Annotated in this window: 16 protein-coding genes and 1 pseudogene; 3 read left to right on the forward strand and 14 right to left on the reverse strand. The window is 48.9% G+C overall.

Going from position 1 to position 25,709, the window contains the following annotated elements; translation table 11 throughout:
- Positions 1 to 25: 25 nt before the first annotated feature.
- The gene (locus CIK04_RS07985) at positions 26 to 1,309 is read right to left on the reverse strand and encodes a DEAD/DEAH box helicase (RefSeq protein WP_026130874.1); all 1,284 of its coding nucleotides are present in this window, start codon (positions 1,307 to 1,309) and stop codon (positions 26 to 28) included.
- Between the two features lie 357 nt (positions 1,310 to 1,666).
- Here CIK04_RS07985 and CIK04_RS07990 point away from each other — a divergent pair, with 357 nt between their 5' ends.
- Complete coding sequence (locus CIK04_RS07990) at positions 1,667 to 4,654, forward strand: DUF6701 domain-containing protein (protein WP_097352366.1); 2,988 nt, start codon at positions 1,667 to 1,669, stop codon at positions 4,652 to 4,654.
- Positions 4,655 to 4,710: 56 nt separating this feature from the next.
- Here the strand turns inward: CIK04_RS07990 and CIK04_RS07995 are convergent, their stop codons facing one another.
- A complete protein-coding gene (locus CIK04_RS07995) occupies positions 4,711 to 5,697 on the reverse strand; it encodes a GTP-binding protein (protein WP_011152241.1) in 987 nt (328 codons plus the stop codon).
- A 151-nt stretch (positions 5,698 to 5,848) separates the two neighbouring features.
- On the opposite strand from CIK04_RS07995, the gene CIK04_RS08000 reads away from it, so the two are divergent.
- Positions 5,849 to 6,526, forward strand: coding sequence for a tRNA (adenine(22)-N(1))-methyltransferase TrmK (locus CIK04_RS08000; RefSeq protein ID WP_097352365.1), 678 nt, complete (start codon positions 5,849 to 5,851; stop codon positions 6,524 to 6,526).
- Between the two features lie 32 nt (positions 6,527 to 6,558).
- Here CIK04_RS08000 and CIK04_RS08005 read toward each other — a convergent pair whose 3' ends face one another.
- Positions 6,559 to 8,523 (reverse strand): tetratricopeptide repeat-containing diguanylate cyclase, encoded by a 1,965-nt coding sequence (locus tag CIK04_RS08005; protein ID WP_097352364.1) that lies wholly within the window; start codon positions 8,521 to 8,523, stop codon positions 6,559 to 6,561.
- A 408-nt stretch (positions 8,524 to 8,931) separates the two neighbouring features.
- On the opposite strand from CIK04_RS08005, the gene CIK04_RS08010 reads away from it, so the two are divergent.
- Positions 8,932 to 12,054, forward strand: coding sequence for a thrombospondin type 3 repeat-containing protein (locus CIK04_RS08010; protein ID WP_097352362.1), 3,123 nt, complete (start codon positions 8,932 to 8,934; stop codon positions 12,052 to 12,054).
- Between the two features lie 92 nt (positions 12,055 to 12,146).
- On the opposite strand, the gene nirD is transcribed toward CIK04_RS08010, so the two are convergent.
- The 11 genes and pseudogenes from nirD to CIK04_RS08070 form a co-directional block, all read right to left on the reverse strand.
- A complete protein-coding gene (nirD, locus tag CIK04_RS08015) occupies positions 12,147 to 12,470 on the reverse strand; it encodes a nitrite reductase small subunit NirD (RefSeq protein ID WP_038941106.1) in 324 nt (107 codons plus the stop codon).
- 3 nt (positions 12,471 to 12,473) lie between these two features.
- Positions 12,474 to 14,957 (reverse strand): nitrite reductase large subunit NirB, encoded by a 2,484-nt coding sequence (gene nirB, locus CIK04_RS08020; protein WP_097352361.1) that lies wholly within the window; start codon positions 14,955 to 14,957, stop codon positions 12,474 to 12,476.
- A 10-nt stretch (positions 14,958 to 14,967) separates the two neighbouring features.
- A complete protein-coding gene (locus tag CIK04_RS08025; RefSeq protein WP_039537748.1) occupies positions 14,968 to 15,810 on the reverse strand; it encodes an ABC transporter ATP-binding protein in 843 nt (280 codons plus the stop codon).
- 11 nt (positions 15,811 to 15,821) lie between these two features.
- Complete coding sequence (locus CIK04_RS08030; protein WP_097352360.1) at positions 15,822 to 16,790, reverse strand: ABC transporter permease; 969 nt, start codon at positions 16,788 to 16,790, stop codon at positions 15,822 to 15,824.
- 27 nt (positions 16,791 to 16,817) lie between these two features.
- Entirely contained in the window at positions 16,818 to 18,179 is a 1,362-nt protein-coding gene (locus CIK04_RS08035) for a CmpA/NrtA family ABC transporter substrate-binding protein (protein WP_232708621.1), read from the reverse strand.
- 294 nt (positions 18,180 to 18,473) lie between these two features.
- A complete protein-coding gene (locus CIK04_RS08045; protein ID WP_026050825.1) occupies positions 18,474 to 19,052 on the reverse strand; it encodes an ANTAR domain-containing response regulator in 579 nt (192 codons plus the stop codon).
- A gap of 158 nt (positions 19,053 to 19,210) precedes the next feature.
- The gene (locus CIK04_RS08050; RefSeq protein WP_045628139.1) at positions 19,211 to 20,119 is read right to left on the reverse strand and encodes a dienelactone hydrolase family protein; all 909 of its coding nucleotides are present in this window, start codon (positions 20,117 to 20,119) and stop codon (positions 19,211 to 19,213) included.
- Positions 20,120 to 20,249: 130 nt separating this feature from the next.
- Positions 20,250 to 21,218 (reverse strand): annotated as a pseudogene (locus tag CIK04_RS08055) (glycosyl transferase family protein); the annotation flags it as partial.
- A 74-nt stretch (positions 21,219 to 21,292) separates the two neighbouring features.
- On the reverse strand, positions 21,293 to 22,186 hold the full coding sequence (gene cobA, locus CIK04_RS08060) for a uroporphyrinogen-III C-methyltransferase (protein ID WP_097352358.1): 894 nt from the start codon (positions 22,184 to 22,186) through the stop codon (positions 21,293 to 21,295).
- Positions 22,187 to 22,212: 26 nt separating this feature from the next.
- Positions 22,213 to 24,858: a nitrate reductase gene (locus CIK04_RS08065; RefSeq protein ID WP_097352357.1), complete on the reverse strand. Its 2,646-nt coding sequence runs from the start codon at positions 24,856 to 24,858 to the stop codon at positions 22,213 to 22,215.
- 218 nt (positions 24,859 to 25,076) lie between these two features.
- Positions 25,077 to 25,547 carry an N-acetyltransferase gene (locus CIK04_RS08070; RefSeq protein ID WP_097352356.1) on the reverse strand — a complete coding sequence of 157 codons (471 nt, stop codon included), beginning with the start codon at positions 25,545 to 25,547 and terminating at the stop codon, positions 25,077 to 25,079.
- Between the last annotated feature and the right edge of the window lie 162 nt (positions 25,548 to 25,709).

Here is a 25,709-nt window from a genome sequence, read left to right on the forward strand (position 1 = left end):
GTGATTTTTTATTTCTGTTCTCTCATCAGTTACGACGAGCTTTGATTCGCTTCATCATCGCTAAGCGACGTTCCGCTGCCGCTTGATCCGTTGGCTCATTCGCGTTGTTACGACGGCCTTGGCGATTCTTAAATGAAGGTTTGCTGTTGAGCTTATCAATGTAAGCTTCACGGCTCTTAGGCTCGTAACCCGCCAATTCAATACGGCGAATACGTTGTTGAATCAGATTTTCAACTTGAACCACCGTTAGCTCTTCTTCACGATTGACAAAAGAGACCGCATGACCTTGTTTTCCAGCACGACCAGTACGACCAATGCGGTGAACGTAGTCTTCTGCCAAAAACGGCATGTCATAGTTGACCACGTGTGGTAGATCTTCAATATCCAAACCGCGTGCCGCCACGTCGGTCGCAACCATCACACGAACTTTTCCTTCTTTGAACTCTTCAAGCGCACGGCGACGCGCACTCTGCGCTTTATCACCATGACACACATTTGCTTTGATGCCGTCGAGCTTCAACTCTTTGACAATGTCGTTCGCCGTTTCTTTGTAGTTAACAAAGACCAACACTTGTTGCCAGTTTTTACGACCGATCAACTCAGAAAGCAGTTCTGTTTTACGTTCTTGATCAACAGGATACAACACGTGCGCTACCGTATGCGCCGTAGTGTTTTCGCGCTCGACCGCAATACGTTTTGGCTTGCGCAGAATGTCTTTGGACAGTTCATTCAATTGGCTTGAAGTCGTTGCTGAGAACATCATGATTTGTGGGTTGGTTTCAACATCCAACATGATCTTACGCACCGCGTTGATGAAGCCCATATCGAGAATACGGTCAGCTTCATCAAAGACAAGGAACTCGATGTTCGCCACTGACACGTTGCCTGACTCGATGTGCTCTTCTAGACGGCCAGGCGTCGCAACGAGAATATCGACGCCATTCTCAAGCATACGCTCTTGGCTCGACATTTTTCGACCACCGAAGATCGCCGCTACAGAGAGACTCGTGTACTTGGTATAGGCTTTGATGTTATCCGCTATCTGCTCTGCCAGTTCTCGAGTTGGCGCAAAAATCAGTGCTCTCGCCGTTTTACGCGAAGCAGACTTTCCGCTATCGAGCAATTGTTGGATCAGTGGAAGAGAAAAAGCCGCTGTTTTACCCGTTCCTGTTTGGGCGGTAGCAAAAATATCGTGCCCGCGACGTGCAACAGGAATGGCTTTTTGCTGAATTGGGGTTAGCTTTTCGTAACCGCACTCTTCGAGCGCTTTCACGACTTCCGGAGCAAAACCTTGAGATGCAAATGACATTGAGCGTTTCCTTAAACAGACAATAATGGTTCGCCGATACAAATGGCCGCACATTCTACATGAAAATGAGTGATATATCTCAATCTAGTGAAAATATTTTAGGATTTTGAAAAATACTCTTCCCTGATTCTAAATGGTTGCGCGGCAAATGGGTCAAATTTAGCGCAATTCACCACCGTAGACACATTCTTCAACAATTAATCGCTGCAAAAGCACAGAACACCAAACGGTATGGTATTGATTATTGGTCTGACCTCATGGTTAAATTCGGCCCATAAAAGCAATACAAAACACAAAATATAAAAACTCTTTTTCGCTTACTGCCATTGTTTCCATTAAGTTTGTAGGAAATTTTAGATGTCCAAATGGCATTTACTTGCGTTGTCTATCTCACTGCCTTTTACCAGCGATGCGCTCGAGTATGATCTTTATAATGCAGAACACTTTAACCAACTGTGTAACCAAAGTACTTCACAAACAGGAGATACCTTCCGCTGTAATGGTGCATTTTCTTTGCCAGCAGGCGCAAAACTTGTCGCTTCAAACGCACCTAACCAAGGCGTCAAGCTTTCTGCTCATAGTGGCATCAAGCTTCATGGCAATAACCAAGTCGGAAGTCCGGATAGGCGCATTTCGTTAGAGGCGTTGTCGACCGGTATTTCGATTTTGCAGCCCAATGGCGGACTTCCACCTTCGACGTATCATCGCAGCCAGATATTCGGTGATCTAACTTCACAAAACTTCATTCACATGCACAACGCTGAGGTGGATGGTGATGTCACAACAATAGGTCTGGAGGTTATGGCGGAAGGTGACCATAACATCATCAATGGCAATGTTTTTGGCCACCACAAAGTGTTTTTGAGAAACACCAACGTCTGCGGCAATGTTGAGTCTCAAGGTCATGAAATTCAACTCATGTCGAACAAAGCTACCCACTACGTTGTCGGAAACATCACGTCGCTAAACAAGCTTGATCTAAGAAACGTCGATGTTTATGGTCAAATACACTCTCCGGGAGCCAGCGGCCGACTCGATCTTTCTGGCAGCGCAGTTTATGCCCAAAAAGTTGCCTTGAAACTGCACCAAGATGGCACGGTAAAAAACGGCGTTGTTTGTGGCGAGATCACCGCCCATCAATCCAATATTCGTAATGTGAAAAACTACTGTGGTATCGGCGATCTCGGTTGTGATTATTCCAACCAAGGGGCTAACACGGCGTGCCCTGTGCCAGAAAACATCCCATTGTGTGAGATCAAGCCCCCGGTTGATCACGATTACGAGTTTGTCATTAGCCCAGATAACGACATGGCGCTGATGTGTGGAGAAAACCTTCCTCAGTTCAATATAACAACCTCCAATAATGGAGAGTTAGCCAGCGTCAGCATGTTTGCAGAGGTCTCTGATCCCGCATTATTTGATGTCGTGATCGCCAATGGCATCGGTTCCGGCGCTTACCCGAATTTTGTTTCCTCCAGTCAGGGGCAACTTCGCCTTGTCGTGCGACCTAAAAACATCAGCACGATCAAGTTGGATCGGCATTACACCTTAAGCGTGTACCCAAATGGTGAGCCCCAAAAACGTAAGACCGTGCGCTTCTTGTTCACGCCTTATATGTTTGAAACGTATGATCCTAGTTCTGGCCAAGCCATCAATGAGCTCGCTCTGGTTGCAGCAAAACCCGAGCCTTTAGGCGTTCGACTGTTGGCCTGCAATGACAAAGGGAACCCTGTTGTTGCGAGCAGCTATCACGGCAGCCCGACCATCACTCACACCGTGACTACGCCTTCAAAACAACAAGGAGGTCGTGATGGTGAACGCGTCTATCAACCTATATTTACCAGCGGCATAAGTGAAAGTACGATTTCACTTTCTGAGTCTGGGCTATTTGCGTTAAACATCCACGATACTTTTGACTGTGCAGGCTTCGACCAATGCCCGCCATCTGGAAAAAACAAAGTGTCTGGCCGCTTATCACTCAAAGTTCGCCCTTGGACCCTCGCTATTTGCGAAGGTGATCGCCCCCTAGAGTCTGGCGATGCGTTAGGTGGTTCGCCTTTTCTTGCCGCTGGCGAACGTTTTTCTCTCAATCTCATGCCTATTCAATGGGTCGCTAACGGTAGTATTACTCAGGCAGTCAACACGCAAGCGCTCTGCTCTACACCAGTAACGCACAACTTTTATCTGTCCAGCGCCCCTGCGGCGAGGGTAAAACTAAGCAGTCAGCAGGCAACGCCTGTCGAAACGGCGACAATGCAGACTCAACGGCTGGAAAGTGACTCTGGAATGGAGAGAGCGCATGATGACGTCACCAATGGTGCGTATTGGTTTGATGGATTGCGATGGCGAGAAGTTGGCAGCCTCAGAGTGCAATCCGACCTCGTTGATCCTTATCTTGGTATGCAGGTAAACCAAGGTTATCGCCACATTGGGCGTTTCTATCCCAAGTTTTTTAAGGTACACAACCAGCAGTGGGATTATCCCAATAGCCAAACCTTTGCTTATATGAATCAGCCATTTGATCAGGTAATCGTCGATATCGACGCGTTAAATAGCCTTAAAGAACCCGTCGCCAACTACCATTATTTCTCAACCACGGCGCACTTTGAACTGGCAGAACTCGGCGATCACCTAGAACGGTTTGTCACGCCTTCTCTTGCGCCTACTCAATGGCGCGAGGAGCAAGGCAGCAGCGTAGGCCGCATTCACATCATGAAGCAGGATCATTGCGCCAACAGCGCCTGTTGGCTGAAGGACGAGATTGGCCAAAATTACCCTGATGGGCCTTTTAACACCTACTCTGACTCTGCAGTAAGCAAAATTGGCCTCGTCTATCTTGAAAACGCGGACCCTGTGGCTTTTTACGACGACACGCATATTTTGCCCGTTCAACCCGATGTACGATTTGGCCGACTCAATTTTGAAGATGTGGGTGGATATCAGGGACAAACCATCGTCGTACCTTTGGATGTGGAATATTGGCGATCGGGTGAGTTTGTTAACAACAAACATGACCATTTCACTCTCGCTGATGGCGCAAAACACTACCAACAACCCATTTGGTCACACAGCCTTGAGAACAATGCCTATCTCGCTGGTATCGGCAAGATGCAGTACGGAAGTACTGAAGGCATCAAAGCAACACAAAAAGTCCCTGCTCGCGAACAGATTCGCTTTTGGTTGGATTTGACTGCCAATCAAAACAATCTACCTTGGCTGCAATACGATTGGGATAAAACAAGTGATGGAGAAGAAGATCCTTCAACCGTTGTCACTTTCGGCACTCATCGTGGTCACGACAAAATCATCTTCCGTGGTGAGCCGAGTTTGACGGGTGTTCTCTAGCCATTAAAAAAGCCAGTGATGAAAATCACTGGCTTTTCGCACGATTCATTCACTTTCTATCCGTGAATATTCGCCAATTTCAGCAGGATCGTTTCAAGCTCATCCCATGGCATTAGCTGTGAATCGATAACTTCGATTCTGGATTCGAATCCTTCCAAGCTCATTTGATTCACCGACACAACACCATTAGCGACGTTAAAGGCGTAACAGCCTTGATCTGTGTTCACTACCGCTTTCACTCGCTCTGCAGTTAATGCTGAGAACATTGAAAAAAGCGCCTCAAACTCAAAGCGATATTCAGCACCAATTAGCCAACCACAACTGTAATACCCTTGGCCTTTATTCTCTTTGCGCACAAAAGCACGACCAGGTGGCAATTCAAACTGTGGCTCCATCTCCGCATGATGGTGGTGATGCGGTTCAATATGCGTTGAAGCACTGCCGTAAACACGTTCAATATCCAGCACTTCTACCGGCAACTGACCATCATGAATCAACTTACTAAAGACTTTGGAAGGCGATTGGTCTGTCACCCAATCATTGAAAACATCAATGTCATGCGAAGTACAAAGGTCCACTTTACTGCCAATCACCACATCTGCACTGTCGAGTTGATCGTTAAAGTTCTGGTTGTTCAGGTACTTTTCATCGCTGAGGTTGCGTGGGTCCACCAGCGCAATGGTCGCTTTGAGATCGACATACGGTTCATATTGCGCAGACGTCAATGTGGCAATCACTTGTTTCGGGTGACCAAGCCCTGTGGGTTCGATAAGCAGACGATCGGGCTTTTGACGCAACAATGTGTTGATGCCAACACTCATCGGCACGCCTGCGGTACAGCACATACAGCCGCCCGGTACTTCTTTGATCAGCGCGCCGCTGTCGGTCATCATTGCACCGTCAATGCCAATCTCGCCAAACTCATTCACCAAAACCGCCCACTTTTCATTGGCTGGCTTTTCTTTCAGTAAATTTAGAATGGTGGTGGTTTTTCCTACACCGAGAAAACCCGTAATGATATTCGCCGGAACCTTGTTGTTCATCGTTATCTCCGCTCTGCGATGGCTACTTGCTGTCTGTATTGTACTTTGCCATGACTAAAGCTCAACTGGCATTGCGATTTCTCTTCGTCTCTTTCTAAAATCATTTTACAATCCGCGTCCCAACGATTAAGCAGCACACTGGAGAGCCCATTTGAAACTGAGCAAACGCATTCAAGCTATCGCGGAAATGGTGAACCAAGAGTACCAGCATATTTGGGATTGCTGTTGTGATCATGGCTACCTTGGTTTTGAACTGCTACGACGCTCTCCAAACACTACCGTGCATTTCGTTGACATCGTTCCTACACTTACCGACAAAATCTCTCACACTCTTGCGAAATTTGGCGATGTACAGGCCGTGAATTGGCAAGTGCACTGCATGGACGTGGGCGATCTGCCTCTCGCCAAGCACACTGGTAAACATTTGATCATCATAGCAGGCGTTGGTGGGGATCTGGCTTTAGATCTGGTTAAGCGTATTCAGGATAACCACCCACACTCAGAGTTGGAGTTTCTGCTCTGCCCTGTCCATCACCTTTACACCTTGCGAGACGCATTGCACGGTATGAACTTCCGGCTTATCGCGGAGCGACTGGTCGAAGACAATCGACGCTGCTACGAAATCTTACACATCAGTAATGCTCCGGCTGTTACCACACCAATCAGTATCACTGGTGAACAGTTATGGCATGAGGCCGATTCGCGCTTGGCATTACGCTACCAACAGAAAACCATTGCTCATTACGAACGATTAAAGCGTGGCCACGGCAAAGAGGTTGAGCGCATCATTCAGGCGTATCAACAAGTTAAACTTGCCGAGCTCGATTAGGCCCAAAGAGAGCGCGTCGCGATTTGTTGCGCTCACTTAATTTGTTCAGGTGTAATCGCGCGATCACGTCCCAAACTTTTCGCTTGGTAAAGACACATATCTGCGGTAACAAAAGCGTCAGAGCTGTTTTTCAACTCATTGAGGCCGCACGGTTCACTCGCCCCTACTGAAATAGTGATGTTGTAACTTTTTCCTTTCAATTGATAAGCGGAAGTACGAATCGACTCCACCAGCTTTTGCAAACGTAAAGGAAGATCATCGTCATTTTTGAGTACCAGAAGAAATTCTTCACCACCCCAACGCACAAACAACTCATCGGATGCCAACTGTTGTTTGATGCGTTTGGCGGTTTCGACGAGGACAAAATCCCCAATCTCATGGCCATGCGTATCGTTGATCGATTTAAACCAGTCTAGATCAACAAGAACAATTCGATAGAGATGGGCTCGATTGAGCAGATTTGGTGTTTCAATTTCACTTTGGAAGAAACGTCTATTGTTGGCTCCTGTCAGCGGGTCCACATAAGACAGCGTTTGCAAATGAAGGTTGTGCTTGCGAATAATGGCCATTCTGCGCACTCCCAAAAGCAAGAGTAGCCCGACAATCACAATCCAAATCATTAGAATACGCTGACGCTGCTCATTCAAACTACGCTCTAATTCGCGCAGCTGACTTTGCGCTTCGTATAGATCGCGCTCTTTCGCGACTTCTTGTACTTCAAAGGAGGTTTGTAGAGCGTGAACTTCGCCAATAATTTGCTGTTTCTCTTGGGCGTAATACTTCTTATAGAGGCTTAACGCTTCTGCATGTTGCCCTTTTGCTTCGAGAATGTTGGCTCGTAATAAATGGGCACGAATGGTCCAACGAGCATGTTGTAAATGTTCAAATGTGGCGATAGCACTATCCACTGCACTTTGCGCCGCATCCAACTGTTTACCCCCTAGATACCCTTCCGCCTGAATATAAGTGCAAATGCCATTTTGCAAAGGATAGGTATTGTTTGCATCGAGCTTGACACAGGCGACGGCGACATCAATTGCACGTTTGAAATCTTCATCAAGCAAATACAGCCGAGCCTCACTTTTGAGTTTCAAAATCCGATAATACGTCGAGGTGTTCTCGCCAAAATAACGTAAGGCCCTATGATACGCAGCTTTGGCTCGCTCCTTTTGTTTAAGCTCTTGGTAAACAAACGACTGATTAAGCAATATCACCAGTTGGCGATTGGGCTGAGTCACACCGATCGATTCATAGAATGTTTCGGCCCGTTGGAGAAAATCCAATGCCTTATCCCACTGTTCTAAATGAACATAAAGCAGCCCCAAGTTGTTAAAATAACGGCCAATAAACGCGCTCTTAGGAAACCTTTCACTTAACTCTAACCCTTGATAAAACGCCAATTGTGAGCGCTTTAGTTGATTGGTGGCATTGTACAAGATACCCAAGGTGTTAAAACCTTCCAGTAACAGGAAATCGGCACCGTTTTCATTTGCCATCGCCATACCGAGCTCGACGTGCTTTAACCCCTCATCAAACTGACCTTGCTTCAACTCTCGTCCCGCTTTTTCGATAATCAACTGGGCACTCAACCAAGCAATTTTTCGTTGAGACGCAAACTGCTCTAACTGGCCAGTTAACTGGTCAACTCGCTCTTGAGATTGTTGTGTTTTGGCGATTTCACGTTTAATCAGCAAGGTATAAATATGCTCTAGATCCGCTCTTGCACTTTGATGCTGAGTTTCCCACTTTGTCCCCTTCTCCCATTCAGCGAGTAACGCTTGCGCTTTATTGGGTTCTATCTGAACCAATGGCATGATGGCGAGTAATGGATGATGAGCAGAAAAGGTTTTGAGCTGCTCTTCGGGAGAGGCTAACGTTTTTATCGAGCGGGTTTGGGGATATGAAGCCGTATCTTGATCAACAAACACGTCCCAAGTCACGATAGACAAAGCTAGAAGAAGTAAAATTAATAGAGAAAAAGCGAGCTTTTTGTGCATACCAATGTCGACTCTCTTTGTCGGTCCAGCGCAACAACCTCGATTTGTTTTTCATCAGATCGAATGGCGTAGATTCATTTCCCTAAAACTTCAAACACTTATCATATTCATTCAGGAAAACGATATCGTGGTTGCTGAAAATTACGGCGAAAGTAGCATACATTTAGTGATAAATCTCAAACTTTTGCCTAAATTGGTTACCCGATCAAAATAAACCAATGATTGACTTATCAATCATTTACTAAAAAAGCAAAGACTCAAATAAAGCCATAACCCACTGTTTTAAAATACATTTAATTTCAAAAACCCCAAGTCACCTCTCATACTTTCTAAGCCATTTTGGGTTTGACGCCTTCCAAAAGCATTCCTACGGTTTATATGGCTAAACAGTAAAGCTAAGGGTGGCTTATGAATAAAAACAAAATCGTTATGGCACTAGGACTCAGTGTCAGCGTTAGCCTATTGGGCTGTGGCGGAGGAAGCTCAAGCTCCTCTGGAGGAAGCTCTTCCAGCTCCTACTCCGTAACAGCAATCGATGGCTACTTACAAAATGCACAGGTTTGGTTGGACTTAAACAAGAACTTCATTTGGGATACCGGTGAACCAAAAGCGACCACTGGCGCCGGAGGTAAGGCAACCCTAGATGTTACAGGAATAGATAACCCTGAAAGCTACCCGATCGTGGTAAAAGCAATCAAAGGGAAAACCGTAGACGAAGACACCGGTAACACGATCGCTACAGATTACGTCATGTCTGCCCCAGCTGGTGAACAAGATATTACCCCTCTTTCTACAATGGTTCACGTTCTTCTCGAACGAGATACAAACCTCAGTAAAGAAGATGCAGTACAGACCGTCGCCACTCAACTTGGCATCACGAGCGATGAAGTACTTGGTGACTATATTGAGGATAACGATGTCGAAGCCGCGTTTGGCGCGAAAACATTGGTTTCTTCTGGCGTATTACCGGAAACCCCAGAGGAGCTTGCATCAGAAGCAGATGAAGAGACCACAACCACAAGTACGTTTCTAACAGAAGCGCAAACCGTCAACTCCGAAACAAAAGACCACATTGAAACCGAGAAATCAGCACTGGGCGAAGGTGAAGAGCTCAACCTCAATGACAAAGTGGGCACTTTTGACCCAGAAACGGGCACGGTCACATTCGAAGAGGATAGCGATGGTGACGGCGTTGCCAACAGTCAAGACTGGGCACCAGACAATAGCGAAGAATGGTTAGACAGTGATGGTGATACTATTGGCGATAACGCCGACACCGATGACGATAACGATGGCACACTCGATACGGATGACGATTTTCCATTCAATCCAAACGAAACAAAAGACACTGATGAAGATGGTATTGGTAACAATGCCGATACCGACGATGATAACGATGGCACCCTCGATGCTGACGATGCGTTCCCGTTAGACCCCGAAGAAACTCTCGACACCGATAAAGATGGCATTGGTAATAACGCCGATACTGACGATGATAACGACGGTGCACTTGATGGTGACGACGCGTTCCCGCTCAACCCTGAGGAAACGACCGATACAGATAAAGATGGCATCGGTAATAATGCGGACACCGACGATGACAACGACGGTATCTTGGACGTCGATGATAGCAACCCAACCGTGCCTGATCTCAACCCAATAGAACAAGTTATTCAGTTTATGCAAAACAATTCTATGTTCTATGCACTATGGGCTGATCATGAGTACAACGATGCTACTGGCACTGAAAGCGTTGAAATTTATGTAGAAAAATTCACCTTATCCAACAACATAGGTACGGTAACAGAAGCATATCAAATGCTGCCTGATGGTCGTAAAGTGGCCGACGAGCCTGATGCCAACGATGAAGACGATATTGTATTGGGTCCAGATGGATGGCAAACATTCAACGACACTTACGCTATCGCCATCAACAGTGATGCGGTTTCGGTGTATCCGGAAGAGGTTCCAAGCCTAACAAACACTGCTTATGGTTACGTTAAAGACCTAAGTGGCCTCAACATGGCTGAGCACTCTGGTGAACTCGGTGATTACGTAGACGCAGACGCTGTGTTCCCAGAAGGAGCGGAAGGGGGCATCGTTAAACTCACTGCTGACGTTGACCAATATTTCCTCTGGTTCAAACCTTGGTTCTGGCGAGCATCCGGCAACACAAGTGACGATGGTCATAACGCCACCAACCTAACGGAAATTCAAGTCGCACCAGCGGACATTTCTCAAACGGGTGACGATGTACATACCGCGAAAGGCATTTCAATTGGCATGCACGTTGGTGTCCAGTTTGTGACTGATGGTACGACGCGTTTTATGACGCTTGATTGGTGGAACGAAAGTACCCAACAACCCGGAACGGTCACCATTAACGGCACTGGCACGTGGAGTCAAGTGGTTGTCAACGGTGAAACCATCATTCGCTATAGCGTGCCGGATAGTGTGGTTGAAGCATGGGGCGACGTTTGGGATAACGACTCACAACAACTCATTCTCTCTGTGTACGGTGGGATTGTTCATAGCGGCGACTATCTACTTGCCGGACAAAGTGAAGACGATGATGAGGGCTACCTACTGAACGAAACTGCGAAAGAAGCCTTGCTTGGTGCGGTTAATCTACCCGGTTGGTGTCCAATCACCGAAGTCGCCTCTGGTGCAACCCTTGCAGATTTCCAAGCGCAAATCGCCGACTGTCAGTTACCCGTGATGGATCCTGAAGGTGCGGTACTTTATCGCGTCAATAGCAGTGGGGAAACGCGAGTCCAAGCGTATGCCGCCAACAACGAAGCATTACGCTTCAAAAATGGTACGCCAAGCACGAAATATTGGATGGTAAACCAAGAAGGCACGCTTGAGTTTGGCGACGACGCTCAGAATATCTGGGATTACAAACGCGCTATCATGGATGTGGATGAAGATGGCATTCTCTCCATGGCAACGTTTGATCCAGAAACGGGTGAAATCTCACTTGGTCTCTATCAAGAAGTGGATCTCAGCCAACCATTTACCTATTGCGAAACCTCCAATAGTGACTGGGATGATGTGAACGAAGTGCCAACCACCTTCTACTCCTTTGACACCTACGCTGATGCGCTGAAAGGTTGTGTGGATGATACCGCCTATCGCGCGGCTAAATTCACCTCCACTTTCATTGGTGAACAATTGGTGATGAAAGATGAAGATGGCACACTCACGTTCTTAGCCAATAACACAGGTACGTTTGTCAGCACGGATGAAAATATCCAGTTTACTTGGACAGAACATGACGCTGAAAAAGGCATCATAGCCTTGAGCTACTCCTTCGTTGACGATAACCAAGTGACGCAAAACAGTACTACCTACATGGGCTTTGCCTACAGCAATGGTATTCAGTTTAACGTCAAAGGTTTTACTGTCTCGACAGAATGGAATGGCAACACCATTGATTCTCAAGGTGAGATTTGGGATGGGCTCTTTATCCACCCTGAATCTGAGCAAGCCTTGATTGACTACGGTTTTATTGAGGCTCCAACACCGTAGTTGAACGTTGTACAGCAGATATAAACCAAGGCCAAGTTTTCACTTGGCCTTTTTATTGTCTTTTTTTGTTGTCTTTTTAGACCGCTCGAGCACTAGCCTAGAACGTAAACCGCGTCGTTTTCCACCAGCACTGGCCATGTCGTTAACTTGACCGATTCATCTTCAAAGCACTTACCTGTTTTTAAGCAAAAATGCTGTTTATACAGCGGAGAGGCAACGCAGAGTGCCCCTTGGATATCCCCGACAATGCCGCGGCTCAACACAAAGGCTTTGCCAATCGGGTCCCAGTTTTGTATCGCAAACACCCCTTCCTTAGGCACATAAAACATCGCCAGTTGCTCATCATTCAATAACACAGGATGGCCATGGTCACTTTTCAGTTCATTGAGATGGCAGATAAATTGTTTACTTTGCATCGCTTAATCCTCCAGTTTGACAGGGATACGTTGGCCACGCTCACGTTGGTAGCCCAATAGCGTGCTCTGCTGGGTTGAGTTTATGAATGGCCTGAAACGCATTAATTTCTCAGGATTGGTTAAGGTTTGCTTCCACTCACAGTGATAGGTGTTCACAACATGCGCCATTTGCTGCTCAAGTTGCTCGCACAGATGGAGCGAATCGTCCAGAACGACACTTTTGAGATAATCCAATCCACCATCAAGATTTTCCAACCACACGGAGGTGCGTTGCAGACGATCCGCCGTGCGCACGTAAAACATCAACACACGGTCGATCAACGTAATCAGTTGAGCTTTACTCAAATCAGCCGCTAGCAGATCGGCATGTCTTGGGCGCATGCCTCCGTTGCCACACACATACAAGTTCCAGCCTTTTTCTGTCGCGATCACGCCAATGTCTTTGCTTTGCGCTTCAGCACATTCACGAGTACATCCTGATACGGCAAACTTCAGTTTATGCGGCGCTCGCAGTCCTTTGTAACGATTCTCAAGTTCAATGGCCAAACCCACTGAGTCATCCACGCCATAACGACACCAAGTGGAACCGACACAAGATTTCACGGTACGCACGGATTTACCGTAAGCATGGCCGGTTTCAAATCCGGCATCGATCAGGGTTTGCCAAATCTCCGGCAACTGCTCCACCTGAGCACCAAACAGGTCAACGCGTTGACCTCCGGTGATTTTGGTGTAGAGATCGTACTGGCGAGCCACCTCCCCTAACACGATAAGCTTCTCTGGGGTGATCTCGCCGCCAGGGATGCGGGGAACAATAGAGTAAGAACCGTCTTTTTGCAGATTGGCCATAAACGCATCGTTGGAATCCTGCAAAGGTGAATGTTCCGGCTCCATGATGTGCTCATTCCATAATGACGAAAAAATCGACCCTGCGGTGGGCTTGCATATGTCGCAACCATGCCCCTTACCGTGCTTCGCCAACAAACTATCGAAATCGCGAATTTTCTCCACTTGGCATATGTGATAAAGCGCCTGCCGCGTTTGGCTAAAGTGCTCACAAAGCTGGGTATTCACTTCTAAGCCCATGACGCTCAGTTGCTGATCAAGCACCGATTTGACCATGGCACTGCACCCGCCACACCCGCTACCGGCTTTGGTCTTCGCTTTTAACTCGCCAAGCTCATGCGCTCCCACCTGAATCGCGCTGATCAGATCACCTTTGGTGACGTTGTGGCATGAACAGATCACGGTGTTGTCACTGACATCCCCTTTCAGCGCACTGGTGTCAAACAGCAAACTGACCGCAGGCTGCGGCAGTGGGGTTTTGTTCAAGTAGCTTTGCAGCAGCACATCATAGTCTTGGTTGTCGCCGATTAAGATCGCCCCCAGCAAGGTGGTGCCGCTTTGATCCACCACCAATTTTTTGTAGATGCCCGCAGCCGCATCGTGCAGTACCATTTCCGTCGCCTTCAGTGTCGCTTTATGCGCATCACCTATCGACGCAACATCCACCCCCAATAATTTGAGTTTGGTGCTCATGTCTGCACCGCTAAACTCGGCCTCGCTGCCCCCTCTCAATTGCTGCGCCACTACTCGCGCCATCGCATATCCGGGTGCCACCAAGCCGAAGATTTTTCCTTGCCACAGCGCACACTCACCAATGGCGTAAATCGCGGTATCGCTGGTTTGGCAAGCGTTGTTGACCACAATGCCACCGCGCTCACCCAGTTCAAGGCCACAATCGCGAGCCAGTTGATCTCGTGGTCGAATGCCTGCCGAGAACACAATCACATCCACCTCCAGCGGCGGAGCGTCTTTAAACACCATGCGATGGTAAGCGGTTTCACCGTCAATGATTTTTTCGGTGGCGGTTGAGGTATGCACCGTTAAGCCAAGTTGCTCGATTTTGCTTTTCAGCACCTCGCCTGCACCCTCATCAAGTTGGACTGGCATTAAGCGTGGCGCAAATTCGACGACGTGCGTTTCTAAACCAAGCAGCCTTAAAGCATTCGCCGCTTCCAAACCGAGTAACCCTCCGCCAATCACGGCACCTTTCTTCGCACCGAGACACGCTTGTTTAATCTGCGACAAATCATCCAAGGTTCGATAGACAAACACCTTGCTGCGCTCACTCCCTGCCATTGGGGGCACAAATGGGTAAGAGCCGGTGGCAAACACCAATTGGTCATAACTCAGTTGGCTTTCATCTTCCAATGTGACTCTTTTGCTTTGTCGGTCAATGCCCACCACCGCAGCGCCCAATATCAGTTCAATGCCATGCTTCTGATACCACTCTTCACTGCTGAGTAATAAGTCGTGGTGGCTTTGTCCTGAAAACATCGCCGAGAGGTGAACACGGTCATAGGCGACGAATCGCTCTTCGCCAATCACGATAATTCTTTTTTCTAAATGGCTGCCACTGGCGACAAGCTGTTCCACCAGTTGATGACCTACCATGCCATTGCCAATGATCACTATGCTTTCCATGCGTTTTCCCTCAGGCTGTTTTTATCGGTTTTGCTTGCGAGTGTTGAACGGTGCGCGCCGTTGCCGCTTCGCCTTTACTTTGCTTCTCGTATAAGAATCTCAACACGGCTTGGCGATAGTGTTGGTATTGCGGGTCGTCCGCCAAGGCGACGCGCTCACGTGGTCTTGGTAGCTCAATCGGGAGAATTTCGCCAATCGTCGCCGCGGGTCCATTGGTCATCATGACAATTTTGTCGGAAAGCAAAACCGCTTCATCGACATCGTGCGTAATCATGATCACCGTGTTGTTGAGCTCGGCTTGAATGCCCATCAGTGCATCTTGCAAACGCGCGCGAGTCAACGCATCCAAAGCACCAAACGGCTCATCCATCAGCAGCACTTTAGGTTGTAAGGCCAACGCTCGAGCAATGCCCACCCGCTGCTTCATACCGCCTGAGATTTCATCCGGTTTTTTATCGGCGGCGTGGGCCATTTGAATCAAATCCAAATAGTGGCGCACTTGCTCCTTCACCCACGCTTTGCTCTGGCCTTGGGCAATCTGCTTAACGGCCAACTCTACGTTTTGATAAACGGTTAACCAAGGCAGCAGCGAATGGTTTTGGAACACCACCGCACGCTCTGGCCCTGGGCCACTGACTTCTCTACCATCGACAATGACACCACCATCGGTCGGCAGATGCAGCCCAGCGACTAAGTTCAACACGGTCGATTTTCCGCAGCCTGAATGGCCAATCAGTGAAATGAACTCGCCTTTTTGGATCTGCATATCGACGTTTTTCAAGGCGATAAACTCCCCTTGAGGGGTGGGAAAACGCATTCCAAGTTGCGTCAATTCTAAAAACGATTTTGACATAGTGCCGGCTCCTATCTTAACGACATCTGTTTGTTCCACGACAACCAACGCTGGCATTGCAACATACCGCGATCGAGCAGAAGGCCAATCAAGCCAATCACAAGCACCGCCACCATGATGCGGCCAAGTGAATCAGAGCTGCCGTTTTGAAACTCATCCCAAACAAACTTTCCTAGCCCTGGGTTTTGCGCCAACATTTCTGCGGCGATCAACACCATCCACGCAATGCCCAACGAAAGGCGTAATCCGGTAAACATCATCGGAATTGCCGACGGAAGCACGATGATGCGAATGTGTCGCCACCATGACAGCCTCAATACTTTGCTCACGTTGAGGAGATCTTTATCGACGCTGGTCACACCCACTGCAGTGTTGATCAAGGTTGGCCACACGCTGCATAACGCCACGGTAAACAGCGAGTTGACAAAAGACTTGGCAAAAAGCGGGTCATCACTGACGTAGGTTGCACTGACCACCATGGTGACAATCGGCAACCATGCCAAGGGCGAAACCGGCTTTAACAATTGGATAATCGGGTTGAACGCCATGTAGAGCCCTTGGTTGAGCCCAAGAACAATGCCAAGTGGAATAGCAATAAGACTGGCCAACATAAACCCGCAAGCCACCGTCACCAAACTGGTGATGATTTGGTCGAAAAAGGTCTGCTTGCCGGTATATGGGCGAATTTTCACCTCGGCTGTAGGATCTTGTGCCAGCTTGGCTGCGTTGCGTTGCTCCTGTCGCTCAATGAAGCGCTGCTCCTTTTCGCGCTCATTGTGGTGCTCTGTGAGCAAATTAGAAAACTGTTGAAAGGTATCCACCGGACCTGGCAATGTGCCCAGCGACGTTTCAACTTGGCGTGCACTTAAGTGCCACGCCAACAAAAACACCAGTAAGCCAATCATGGGCAGTAGAATCAGCCGGGTTTTGTCCGCCACTGCCTGTGAACTGGGAATAAGTGAAATAACATTTCCTGACATAACGACTCCTTGTTATTCATTGATGCGTTAAAGTGACTCAGAGCCTTTCAGGCCAATAGCGAACTGCTGCAGATACGCATTGGGGCTACGGCCGTCATAGCGGATCTGATCAATAAAGTGGGTTTGCGGTGGGCGAAAACCGCTTTCTTGGGCAAAGTCAGGAAAATCGCTGGCACTCAATGTCCCTTCTTCGATTAGCGCTTCTGCGGCACGTTGATAAATCTCTGGGCGATACACCTGCTTGGCGATGTCCATGTACCATGAGTCCGGTTTCTGGTTTTCGATTTGTCCCCAACGGCGCATTTGTGTGAGATACCAAATGGCATCGCTGTAGTAGGGATAGGTGGCGTTGTAGCGGAAGAACACATTAAAATCAGGCACTTGTCGCTTATCGCCTTTTTCGTATTCAAACGTGCCAGTCATGGAATTGGCGATCACTTCCGCATCAGCGCCGACGTACTCGCTGCGTGAAAGCAACTTCACGGCTTCGGCGCGATTGCGGTTATCATTTTCATCTAACCAATGCGCCGCACGGATCAGTGCTTTAACCACGCGGATATGGGTATTGGGGTACTTTTCCGCCCAATCTTGTGCAACGCCAAAGACCTTCTCGGGGTTGTTTTTCCAGACCTCATAGTCGGTCACCACGGGCACGCCAATGCCCTTGAACACGGCTTGCTGGTTCCAAGGTTCGCCAACGCAATAGCCTTTGATGGTGCCCGCTTCCATGGTGGCTGGCATTTGCGGTGGCGGCGTGACGCTAAGCAGCACCTCGGCATTAATTTGGCCACTATTATCGCCTTTATGCGGCGCATAGTAACCTGGATGAATCCCCCCAGCTGCGAGCCAGTAGCGCAGTTCATAGTTGTGAGTGGATACTGGAAACACCATGCCCATATTAAACGCTTTGCCTTGGTCGCGATAGCTTGTTACGACAGGCTTAAGCGCATCAGCTTTGATTGGGTGAACGGGTTTACCGTCACTGCCTTTGGCCAAATTGGGCTTCATTTGCTGCCAAACATCGTTCGACACGGTGATCGCGTTACCATTGAGATCCATACTGAATGCAGTGATCACTTTGGCTTGCGTGCCGATACCGATGGTAGCACCCAGCGGTTGGCCTGCCAGCATGTGCGCGCCATCCAGTTCACCATCAATCACGCGATCGAGCAGCACCTTCCAGTTGGCCTGCGCTTCTAACGTCACATACAACCCTTCATCCTCAAAAAATCCTTTTTCATAAGCGATCGCCAACGGTGCCATGTCGGTCAATTTGATAAAGCCAAACTTTAAGTCCTCTTTTTCAGCCTCGCCAACGTCTGCGAGTACAACCGGTGGAGCAAACGCCAACCAACTTGTTAATACGCCAACTGTCCATCTCTTTTTCATCGATTTTCTCCAAAAAAAAGCGCTACGACTCCAAGGAGTCGTAGCGCCGTTGCTTTCTCTGCAATTACCGCCGTTGATAATTGAGATTCGCCATTCAACAATGTGTCTAACTAAAAATGTGTCTAACTAAAACTATTCCATTAGAACTATTCAATTAGTGTGCCAACGAAATACTCACCATAAATCAGCATGTTATCGTTGTATTCTTGGCGACTTACCACAATGCTGCTTTCATTTAGTGCACCTCGCACCAATTGCACTTTTTTCTCTTACCCCCAAAGTAGTAGAACAACCTTACAGTGTGCTTAACGTCGCAATCACGTTCTTCGCAACTTGCAACATGGGTTGGCTGGTTTGCATCGCGGAACGACGCATCGCTTGATAGGCGGTTTCTTCATCCACTTGCTGAAATTTCATCAGTAGACCTTTCGCTTTTTCAATCACTTTTCGCTCTTGCAATTTGTCATTTAAAAGCGCCACTTTCTCCTCCACCAGTAAGTAACTTTCTCTCAGTTGCGCGGCGTAGTCGATCCAAGGCGCTAAGGGCAAGGTGCTTTCTTCTGGTAAAAACACACAGTCGTGGCAATCTTTTAACTGATTGAATTGTTGAGCAAAAACTTGGCGAAACAAGACCAACACCGGCCGCTTTTGTTGACGGCAATACTCAATGATCAACCGCACTTCGGCGCAAGGGGCGGACCACCCGACGACAACGCAGCTTTCAGGTTCTCGCCGCAGGATGTGTTCCAATTGCCCAAGCTGACACCCCAGTACTTGGTCATACTCTTTTGCCAATCGCTCGGCTAAATGCGCTTGTTGTGTTAATGAATCGCAGCAAACAATCATCGTCCTTTGATAAGGCTTTTTCGTCATAGACATTCCTTGTCGTTTTCGTTATTTCACTATGACATAACAAGGAATGTGCCACCTTGGGGAACGGGCCCATCGATAGCGCACAAATAGCGCAAAAAGAACAGCCAAGGCAGACTGACCTTGGCTGTAAGGATTAATGGGTTCGTGGAAATGCGCTATTAGGATTTGAGCTCGCGACGGAAAAACTCCACGCTTCTTTGCCAAGCCAACTCAGCCTCTTCTGGCGCATAACGGGCGGTGGAGTCGTTATGAAAGCCATGATTGACCTTCGGATAGAGGAAAGCGTTGTAGCGAGCATTCATGGCTTTTAAGTCTTGCTCATAGTCAGGCCAAGTCGCATTCACTCGTTGGTCGAGTTCGGCGAAATGGAGTTGAAGGGGCGCTTTTATGTCCGCTCGTAACGACTTTTCTGCGGGTGTGCCATAAAACGGTACCCCAGCATTGAGCTGTTCACCCATGACGGCCGCCAGCATATTCACCACATAGCCGCCAAAGCAAAAACCCACCGCTCCTAGCTTGCCATTGCTCAAAGTATGCGTTTTGAGATATTGCGCTGCCGCGATGAAATCTTGCTCTATTTTTGCTCTATCGAGGTTCTTTTGCAGCTCACGGCCTTGGTCGTCATTACCCGGATAACCGCCAACAGGCGCTAATGCATCCGGTGCAAAAGCGACAAAACCCTGCTTGGCTAAGCGGCGTGCGACATCTTGGATGTAAGGGTTGAGACCACGATTCTCATGCACCACGAGCACGACTGGCAGCGGCGCGGTCAGTTGCGTTGGCACCACTAAATAGCCTTTGCCTTCGCCATGGCCTTTTGGTGAGGGGAAGGTTTGATAACTGGCTTTGATATCGGGATCATTAAACGACACTTGCTCCGCCTTTGCGTAATCCGGCAGCAGTGCCTCAGTTAACGTTGCAACGCTAAAGCCAAGCACCGCCAACCCGGCTAGGCGATTTAAAAACTCTCGGCGGTCAATCTTGCCGTGTGCATACTCGTCATACCAATCAAAGGCTTCTTGTGGGATGGGGTGCTTTGTTGCTGAATTCGATGTTTTGCCAACCATGGTGTTCACTCCTAAAAATAGAAAAGCCAAACGGGTGAAATAGGCACACGTTTGGCTTTAAAGATAGTTAACACCTTTGTGTTCGACAAATATCCCCGCGCGGTAAGTTGCCGCGAACTAGGCTGCGATACTAGGCCGAGATATTGACCGCCGCGCAGTATTGACGCCAGAAGTCATGCGCCTTTTCCAGTGCCGCTTCTCGATCTTGCAGTTCGGTAAACAGCAGCGCGGCTAAGGTTGCCACGATGGTGTTGGCCATCAGGTTCTTCTCTTCGTCCGGCGTTGCAAACGGACAGTTCTGCACAATCGCGATGTCTGAACACATTTGCTCAGTCCAATAATGGGAGGTGACCCCTTCCGGACCACTGAACCACACGGTTTGGCTCACTTTGGGATTAAACTCCGACTCTCCCGACTGGCCTTTAAATGAGATCACGCCATGCTCGGTATAGCCGATTTCATCTTCCACTTCCGCGTGCAACTGCTGGAAACCAGGGTGGAAACTGCCACGCAGGCCGATTTTCGCCCCGCCTGGGTTAAGCGCGCGAACGACAGTGTTGATCGGAGTTCTCAGACCATAACGACTTTTCCAACCAATCATTTTCTCCGCCATTGGCGCAAAATTGCGCAGTGGCAGATAAACGATGCCATCTTGCTCAAGCACAGTTTGGGCTTCTTGCGTAGAGCCCGCCTCACTCAAGCCTAATGCCGCTAAATAATGCTCTGCATGTTCACGCCCAGCGGGTTTGTCGTTGTATCCGTGGAGCAGAACTTTGTAGCCATTATCGGCAAAAATTTTTGCCGCAAGAAGATGCCAAGGCTTACCCGCAGAGGCACGTTTTCCCGCATAACAAGGCCAATCAATGTCTGCGCCAAGGTTAGGTACTCGACTTTGGAAAGCTTTAACAAATCCCGCGATCTCTTGACGGGTCTCATTTTGCACTCGGATCAGCATCAGCAGCATCGCCATTTGATCATCACCCACTTGACCATCGAGATACTCATCCATAACTTGATAGGCTTGTTCAAACGTCAGGGGTTTACGCCCACGCTCACCGCGTCCAACCGTGCGGATACATTCCAAAATTGTGCTCATACTTCCTCGTTGTTCTTTTGCTGCTTAGCTTCGGTCGTCCTTCTGGCTGGTGTGATCATTCATCAACCTCTCATTAATCACTCGTCAACAAATGAGGCGTTAGCCATGGGCGCGACTGCCGCAAGGGTGGTCTTTAATCTATCCCGCAGTTTGACGACTTCCCCCATAATGATCAATGCCGGACTCACCCCTTTTAGCGCTACTGCTGTTTTTTCCAACGTGGCCAAGGTTGTCACGTACGTTTTCTGATCAGGTGTCGAACCTTGCGTCACGATCGCGACGGGAAAATCTGCACGAACCCCCTCCCCGAGCAAGCCTTGCTCGATCGCGCGTGCCGATTCCAACCCCATGTAAAGCACCAATGTTTGCCCCGCGTCAACAATAGCAGACCAAGCAGGAAGTGACCCCGTCACCACGGTGCCAGTCACAAGCGTGACACTGCGAGCAACTTCTCGGTGCGTGAGCGGAATAGCGCAGCTCGCCGCACAGCCTATGGCGGCTGTGATGCCGGGAACCACACAGTAACGTATGTTGTGCTCTACCAGCGCTAACGCCTCTTCGCCGCCACGGCCAAAGATGAAGGGATCGCCCCCTTTGAGCCGAACGATTTTGCGCCCAAGTTGCGCAAAGCTGACGAGGATCTGATTGATCTCCTCTTGCTTTAGACTCGGCTCGCCACAGCGTTTGCCCACATAAATTTTGTCAACGTGCTCTGGCACCAGTGCCAGAATTTCTTTGCTGACCAAGCGGTCATAAACCAACAGATCGCACTGTTGCAGAGCGTTGACCGCCTTTACTGTCAGCAGTTCTGGATCGCCCGGCCCTGCGCCGACTAAGTAGACAAAACCTGATGCCGCTGCCCCAGTTGACGTTGGCCGATTCTTGGCTTGCAAACCGCGTGATGAATGGTAACAAATCGCATGTTCGCTATAGCTGCGATCACGTAATTGAGTGCTGATGCTTGTATCCATAATGCTTTCCTTAGTAGCCGAGTGGATTAACGGCTTGGCTGCGCGATGGCAGAGGCAAAATATTGTTTGAGTTGCGGAATGCACGACCCGCAATTGGTTCCACACTGGAGCTGGTTTTGCAATTGCGCCAGCGTGGTCACGCCCTTTTGCTCAATCGCTTGTTCTATTTGGGTGTCCGTTACACGTAGACAGCTGCACACAAGCTGGCTCACACGTGTGGCAAAGCCCGCTTGCATCAGTGCTTGCCAGTTGATGGGTTCACCAATGAGCTTTTGTAACTGTTGATAGTCCGCTCTGAGTGGTTGTGACGAGGCGATGAAGATCGCTTGTAACTTGGCTTGGCTTACCTCATGTGTGTGACTTTGCAGTTGTAGCGTGATCCAACCGAGTTCATGCTGCCAACTCACGCGGCGAACCTTGCTGGCCGCCGGTAGATTTCTCTCCGCCAGTTGCTGTGGAGGCAGGGTTAAGCTTGCATTGCGCCATACTCCGGACTGCTCTTGATGTTGGTACGCGCAATAGTCTGTCGCTATCGCAGGCGAGAACTTGCTGATCATCACGCCAAAGCTGGCGACCGGTGCTTTTTCTACCTTAACAAAGCCGGATTTAAACGCAGGCTGGCCCGATATAGGGTCGCCCATGGCGCTGACTACTGCGTTAACTTGGCTCTGACCGCCATAGCGTCCAGCCCAATGCATGGACATAAACAGTTCACCAAACGCCATCGCCTCATCGATGACCACCTTAGCTAACAGAGATTGCAGCGTGTCGGGGTTGGTGATGTTTGCCAGCTCTCCTGCTTGCAGCTCAAGCCTTTCAGCCGACAGACTATTCAAATAGACGGAAGGCTCAAGCTCACTTGCGGCCAGTTTCTCAATGTGACCCGTGCGCGTCATGGTATGCCATTGATCACGCTGGCGTCCGCTATTTAAGCGCCAGAGCCCTCTGCCTATAGGCTCATCGCTGCTGTTTGCTAGCTCCGTCACGGCGACGAATCTGGCTTTGCCATCGGGATGAGAGAAACGACGATCTGCATAGGGTGACTCTCCTCCCCATTGCGTTGGTCGCCACTGCTCGTAGGCTTCGTCACTGAGGTTCTGATACTGAGAGAGATCCAACTTGTAGTGACTGTCGCTATTAATGGCCGTGAGCCTTGCAAACTCACGAAAAATCGCCGCTTCAGATTCAAAGTCGAAGCCATTTTTCACCTGCAACTTTTGCGATAAACGCGCGCCCACTTCACAGATGGCTTGCCAATCAGGTTTGGCTTCTCCAGGAGGGGAGATAAATCGACGCTGACGCGACATTCGCCGCTCAGAATTGGTGACCATTCCTTGCTTTTCTCCCCATCCAGCGGCGGGTAGCAACAAATCAGCGTAGTGTGCAACATCTGAATCGGCGGTGATGTCTGACACAATCACACACGGGCATCGTTCAAGCGCTTGGCGTATCCATCGGTTATCAGGCATTGAAACCACCGGATTGGTGGCCATGATCCACAACACTTTGATCTCCCCGATCTCGACGGCCTTAAACAGATCCAGCGCTTTTAAACCGGGTTGTTCTGCAATGCGAGGCGATTGCCAAACCCGCTGCACAGCACGGATGGAATCAGGATCAAAACCTCGGTGAGCCGCCAACTGATTCGCTAGCCCACCCACTTCTCTGCCGCCCATGGCATTGGGCTGACCCGTCAACGAAAACGGCCCTGCGCCGCGCTTACCAATTTGCCCAGTGGCGAGATGTGCATTGATGATGGCATTGGCTTTATCGACCCCGTTTTGCGCTTGATTGACCCCTTGGCAAAACAGCGTCATCGTCGCGTTGCTGCGTGAAAACCATTGATAGAAAGTGCGCAGCGCTTGAACGTCGATGCCACAGTGAAACGCCACTTGCTCCAATTGATACGCCCCACTCGAGATCAACGCCTGTAGTGCAGCAAACCCTTGGGTGTGTTGCTCAATAAACTCGGTATCGACGCCCTTGTCACTGCCTTGCTGCTCGATCAAATATGCAAGCAAACCATTAAACAAGCTGACATCGCTGTCATTGGCGATGGGCAAATGCAGGTCCGCTTGCTCGGCGGTGACGGTTTTGCGTGGATCAATCACCACCAACTTGACGTTTGGATTGCTGTCACGGATTTGCTGAATGCGGCGAAACAACACGGGATGGGTCCACACCGTGTTGGCACCACTGATCACGATCAGCTCCGCATGTTCGAGATCGTCATAACTCACGGGGACGACATCTTCGCCAAAAGCTCGCACATGAGCAGCAACCGCCGAGGACATACATAAGCGCGAGTTGGTGTCGATGTTTGCGCTGCCCACATAGCCCTTCATCAACTTATTGGCGACGTAGTAATCTTCGGTAAGCAGTTGCCCCGACACATACATTGCCACTGATTCTGGTCCGTATTGTTCCATCGCCTGATGAATTCGCTGCGCAATCCAATCGCTCGCCTGCTCCCAACTGACTTGCTCATCGGCAAGCTTGGGATAAAGCAAACGGCTCGGCATGTTTAAACTCTCCGCCAACGCCGCGCCTTTGACGCACAATGCGCCATGATTGGCAGGATGTTCTTTGTCTCCTACCAGCCCACCTGGCTTTGCCTCCACACCACAACCGACCCCACAGTAAGGACACGTTGTTTTGCTGCATCCATGCATAGATAACTCCTTTAAAATGAAAAAAGCCCCTTCTGTTTCCAGAAGAGGCTTCGTTGCCGTGACGTTGCTTAGTTTGTTTTATAGTTCAGCGCGAGTGACTGTAAAAAGTAATAGCAAAGCAAGTGCCAAACCAAACAGTGCAATAATTTCAATCAATTAGCTTACTGTTCTCGCCATGCCCATACTGATAATGCACAATGGCGGTGCACAATGTTGCCTTATTGTGCACCTGTAAAGGCAGGGTTAAACGCAGTACGACACATCACCAAACGGCTTTCACCATCATCAAAATAGTTCTCTTCCTCGGTGAGGATTTCAAAGCCACAGGATTGATAGATGGCGCGCGCTGGCAGGTTGTCTGGCGCAACCGTCAAATAGATTTTTTGGTAATGCGACTGACGCGCCAGCGCATACTTCACCAATTGTTTGGCAATTCCTTGCCCTTGGTAAGCTGGCGATACTGCCAACGACAGCATCCAAGCTTCATTGCTGTTGTCTGCCTTAGGAACAATCAGCACATACCCCACAATCTGATGCCCACACTCAGCTACCATAAAACCACTACGCCAGCAATCATAAGCTTGGCGTAAAAAGAACGCCGGATAACCGTGTTGAGCGAATAACTGTTTTTCCATTGCCTCTATATCGGGCAACTGTGAACGTTGGATATTTGAAAAAGAAAGACTCATCTCGTTCGCCTAGAAAGGGTTAATGGCCGTAACCTTAACCGAGAGCGCAAGCGATGACTAGCCCTAGATGCATACAAAAAGTGATGTTAATCAATTCGTTTAAATACAACAACTTGCACTAAAATAAATTGTACATTTGGCAAAGCGTGCAAAATAAATTCA

The sequence above is a fragment of the Vibrio sp. 03_296 genome, from assembly GCF_002265885.1.

Excerpts from the sequence above, each read along its gene's own strand:
- CIK04_RS08030 (WP_097352360.1), bottom strand. The coding sequence starts at position 16,790 with ATGTCAGGAAATGTTATTTCACTTATTCCCAGTTCACAGGCAGTGGCG.
- nirB (WP_097352361.1), bottom strand. The coding sequence starts at position 14,957 with ATGGAAAGCATAGTGATCATTGGCAATGGCATGGTAGGTCATCAACTG.
- CIK04_RS08065 (WP_097352357.1), bottom strand. The coding sequence starts at position 24,858 with ATGCATGGATGCAGCAAAACAACGTGTCCTTACTGTGGGGTCGGTTGT.
- CIK04_RS08050 (WP_045628139.1), bottom strand. The coding sequence starts at position 20,119 with ATGGTTGGCAAAACATCGAATTCAGCAACAAAGCACCCCATCCCACAA.
- nirD (WP_038941106.1), bottom strand. The coding sequence starts at position 12,470 with ATGCAAAGTAAACAATTTATCTGCCATCTCAATGAACTGAAAAGTGAC.
- CIK04_RS07995 (WP_011152241.1), bottom strand. The coding sequence starts at position 5,697 with ATGAACAACAAGGTTCCGGCGAATATCATTACGGGTTTTCTCGGTGTA.
- CIK04_RS07985 (WP_026130874.1), bottom strand. The coding sequence starts at position 1,309 with ATGTCATTTGCATCTCAAGGTTTTGCTCCGGAAGTCGTGAAAGCGCTC.
- cobA (WP_097352358.1), bottom strand. The coding sequence starts at position 22,186 with ATGGATACAAGCATCAGCACTCAATTACGTGATCGCAGCTATAGCGAA.
- CIK04_RS08045 (WP_026050825.1), bottom strand. The coding sequence starts at position 19,052 with ATGACGAAAAAGCCTTATCAAAGGACGATGATTGTTTGCTGCGATTCA.
- CIK04_RS08025 (WP_039537748.1), bottom strand. The coding sequence starts at position 15,810 with ATGTCAAAATCGTTTTTAGAATTGACGCAACTTGGAATGCGTTTTCCC.
- CIK04_RS08070 (WP_097352356.1), bottom strand. The coding sequence starts at position 25,547 with ATGAGTCTTTCTTTTTCAAATATCCAACGTTCACAGTTGCCCGATATA.
- CIK04_RS08005 (WP_097352364.1), bottom strand. The coding sequence starts at position 8,523 with ATGCACAAAAAGCTCGCTTTTTCTCTATTAATTTTACTTCTTCTAGCT.
- CIK04_RS08035 (WP_232708621.1), bottom strand. The coding sequence starts at position 18,179 with ATGAAAAAGAGATGGACAGTTGGCGTATTAACAAGTTGGTTGGCGTTT.
- CIK04_RS07990 (WP_097352366.1), top strand. The coding sequence starts at position 1,667 with ATGTCCAAATGGCATTTACTTGCGTTGTCTATCTCACTGCCTTTTACC.
- CIK04_RS08010 (WP_097352362.1), top strand. The coding sequence starts at position 8,932 with ATGAATAAAAACAAAATCGTTATGGCACTAGGACTCAGTGTCAGCGTT.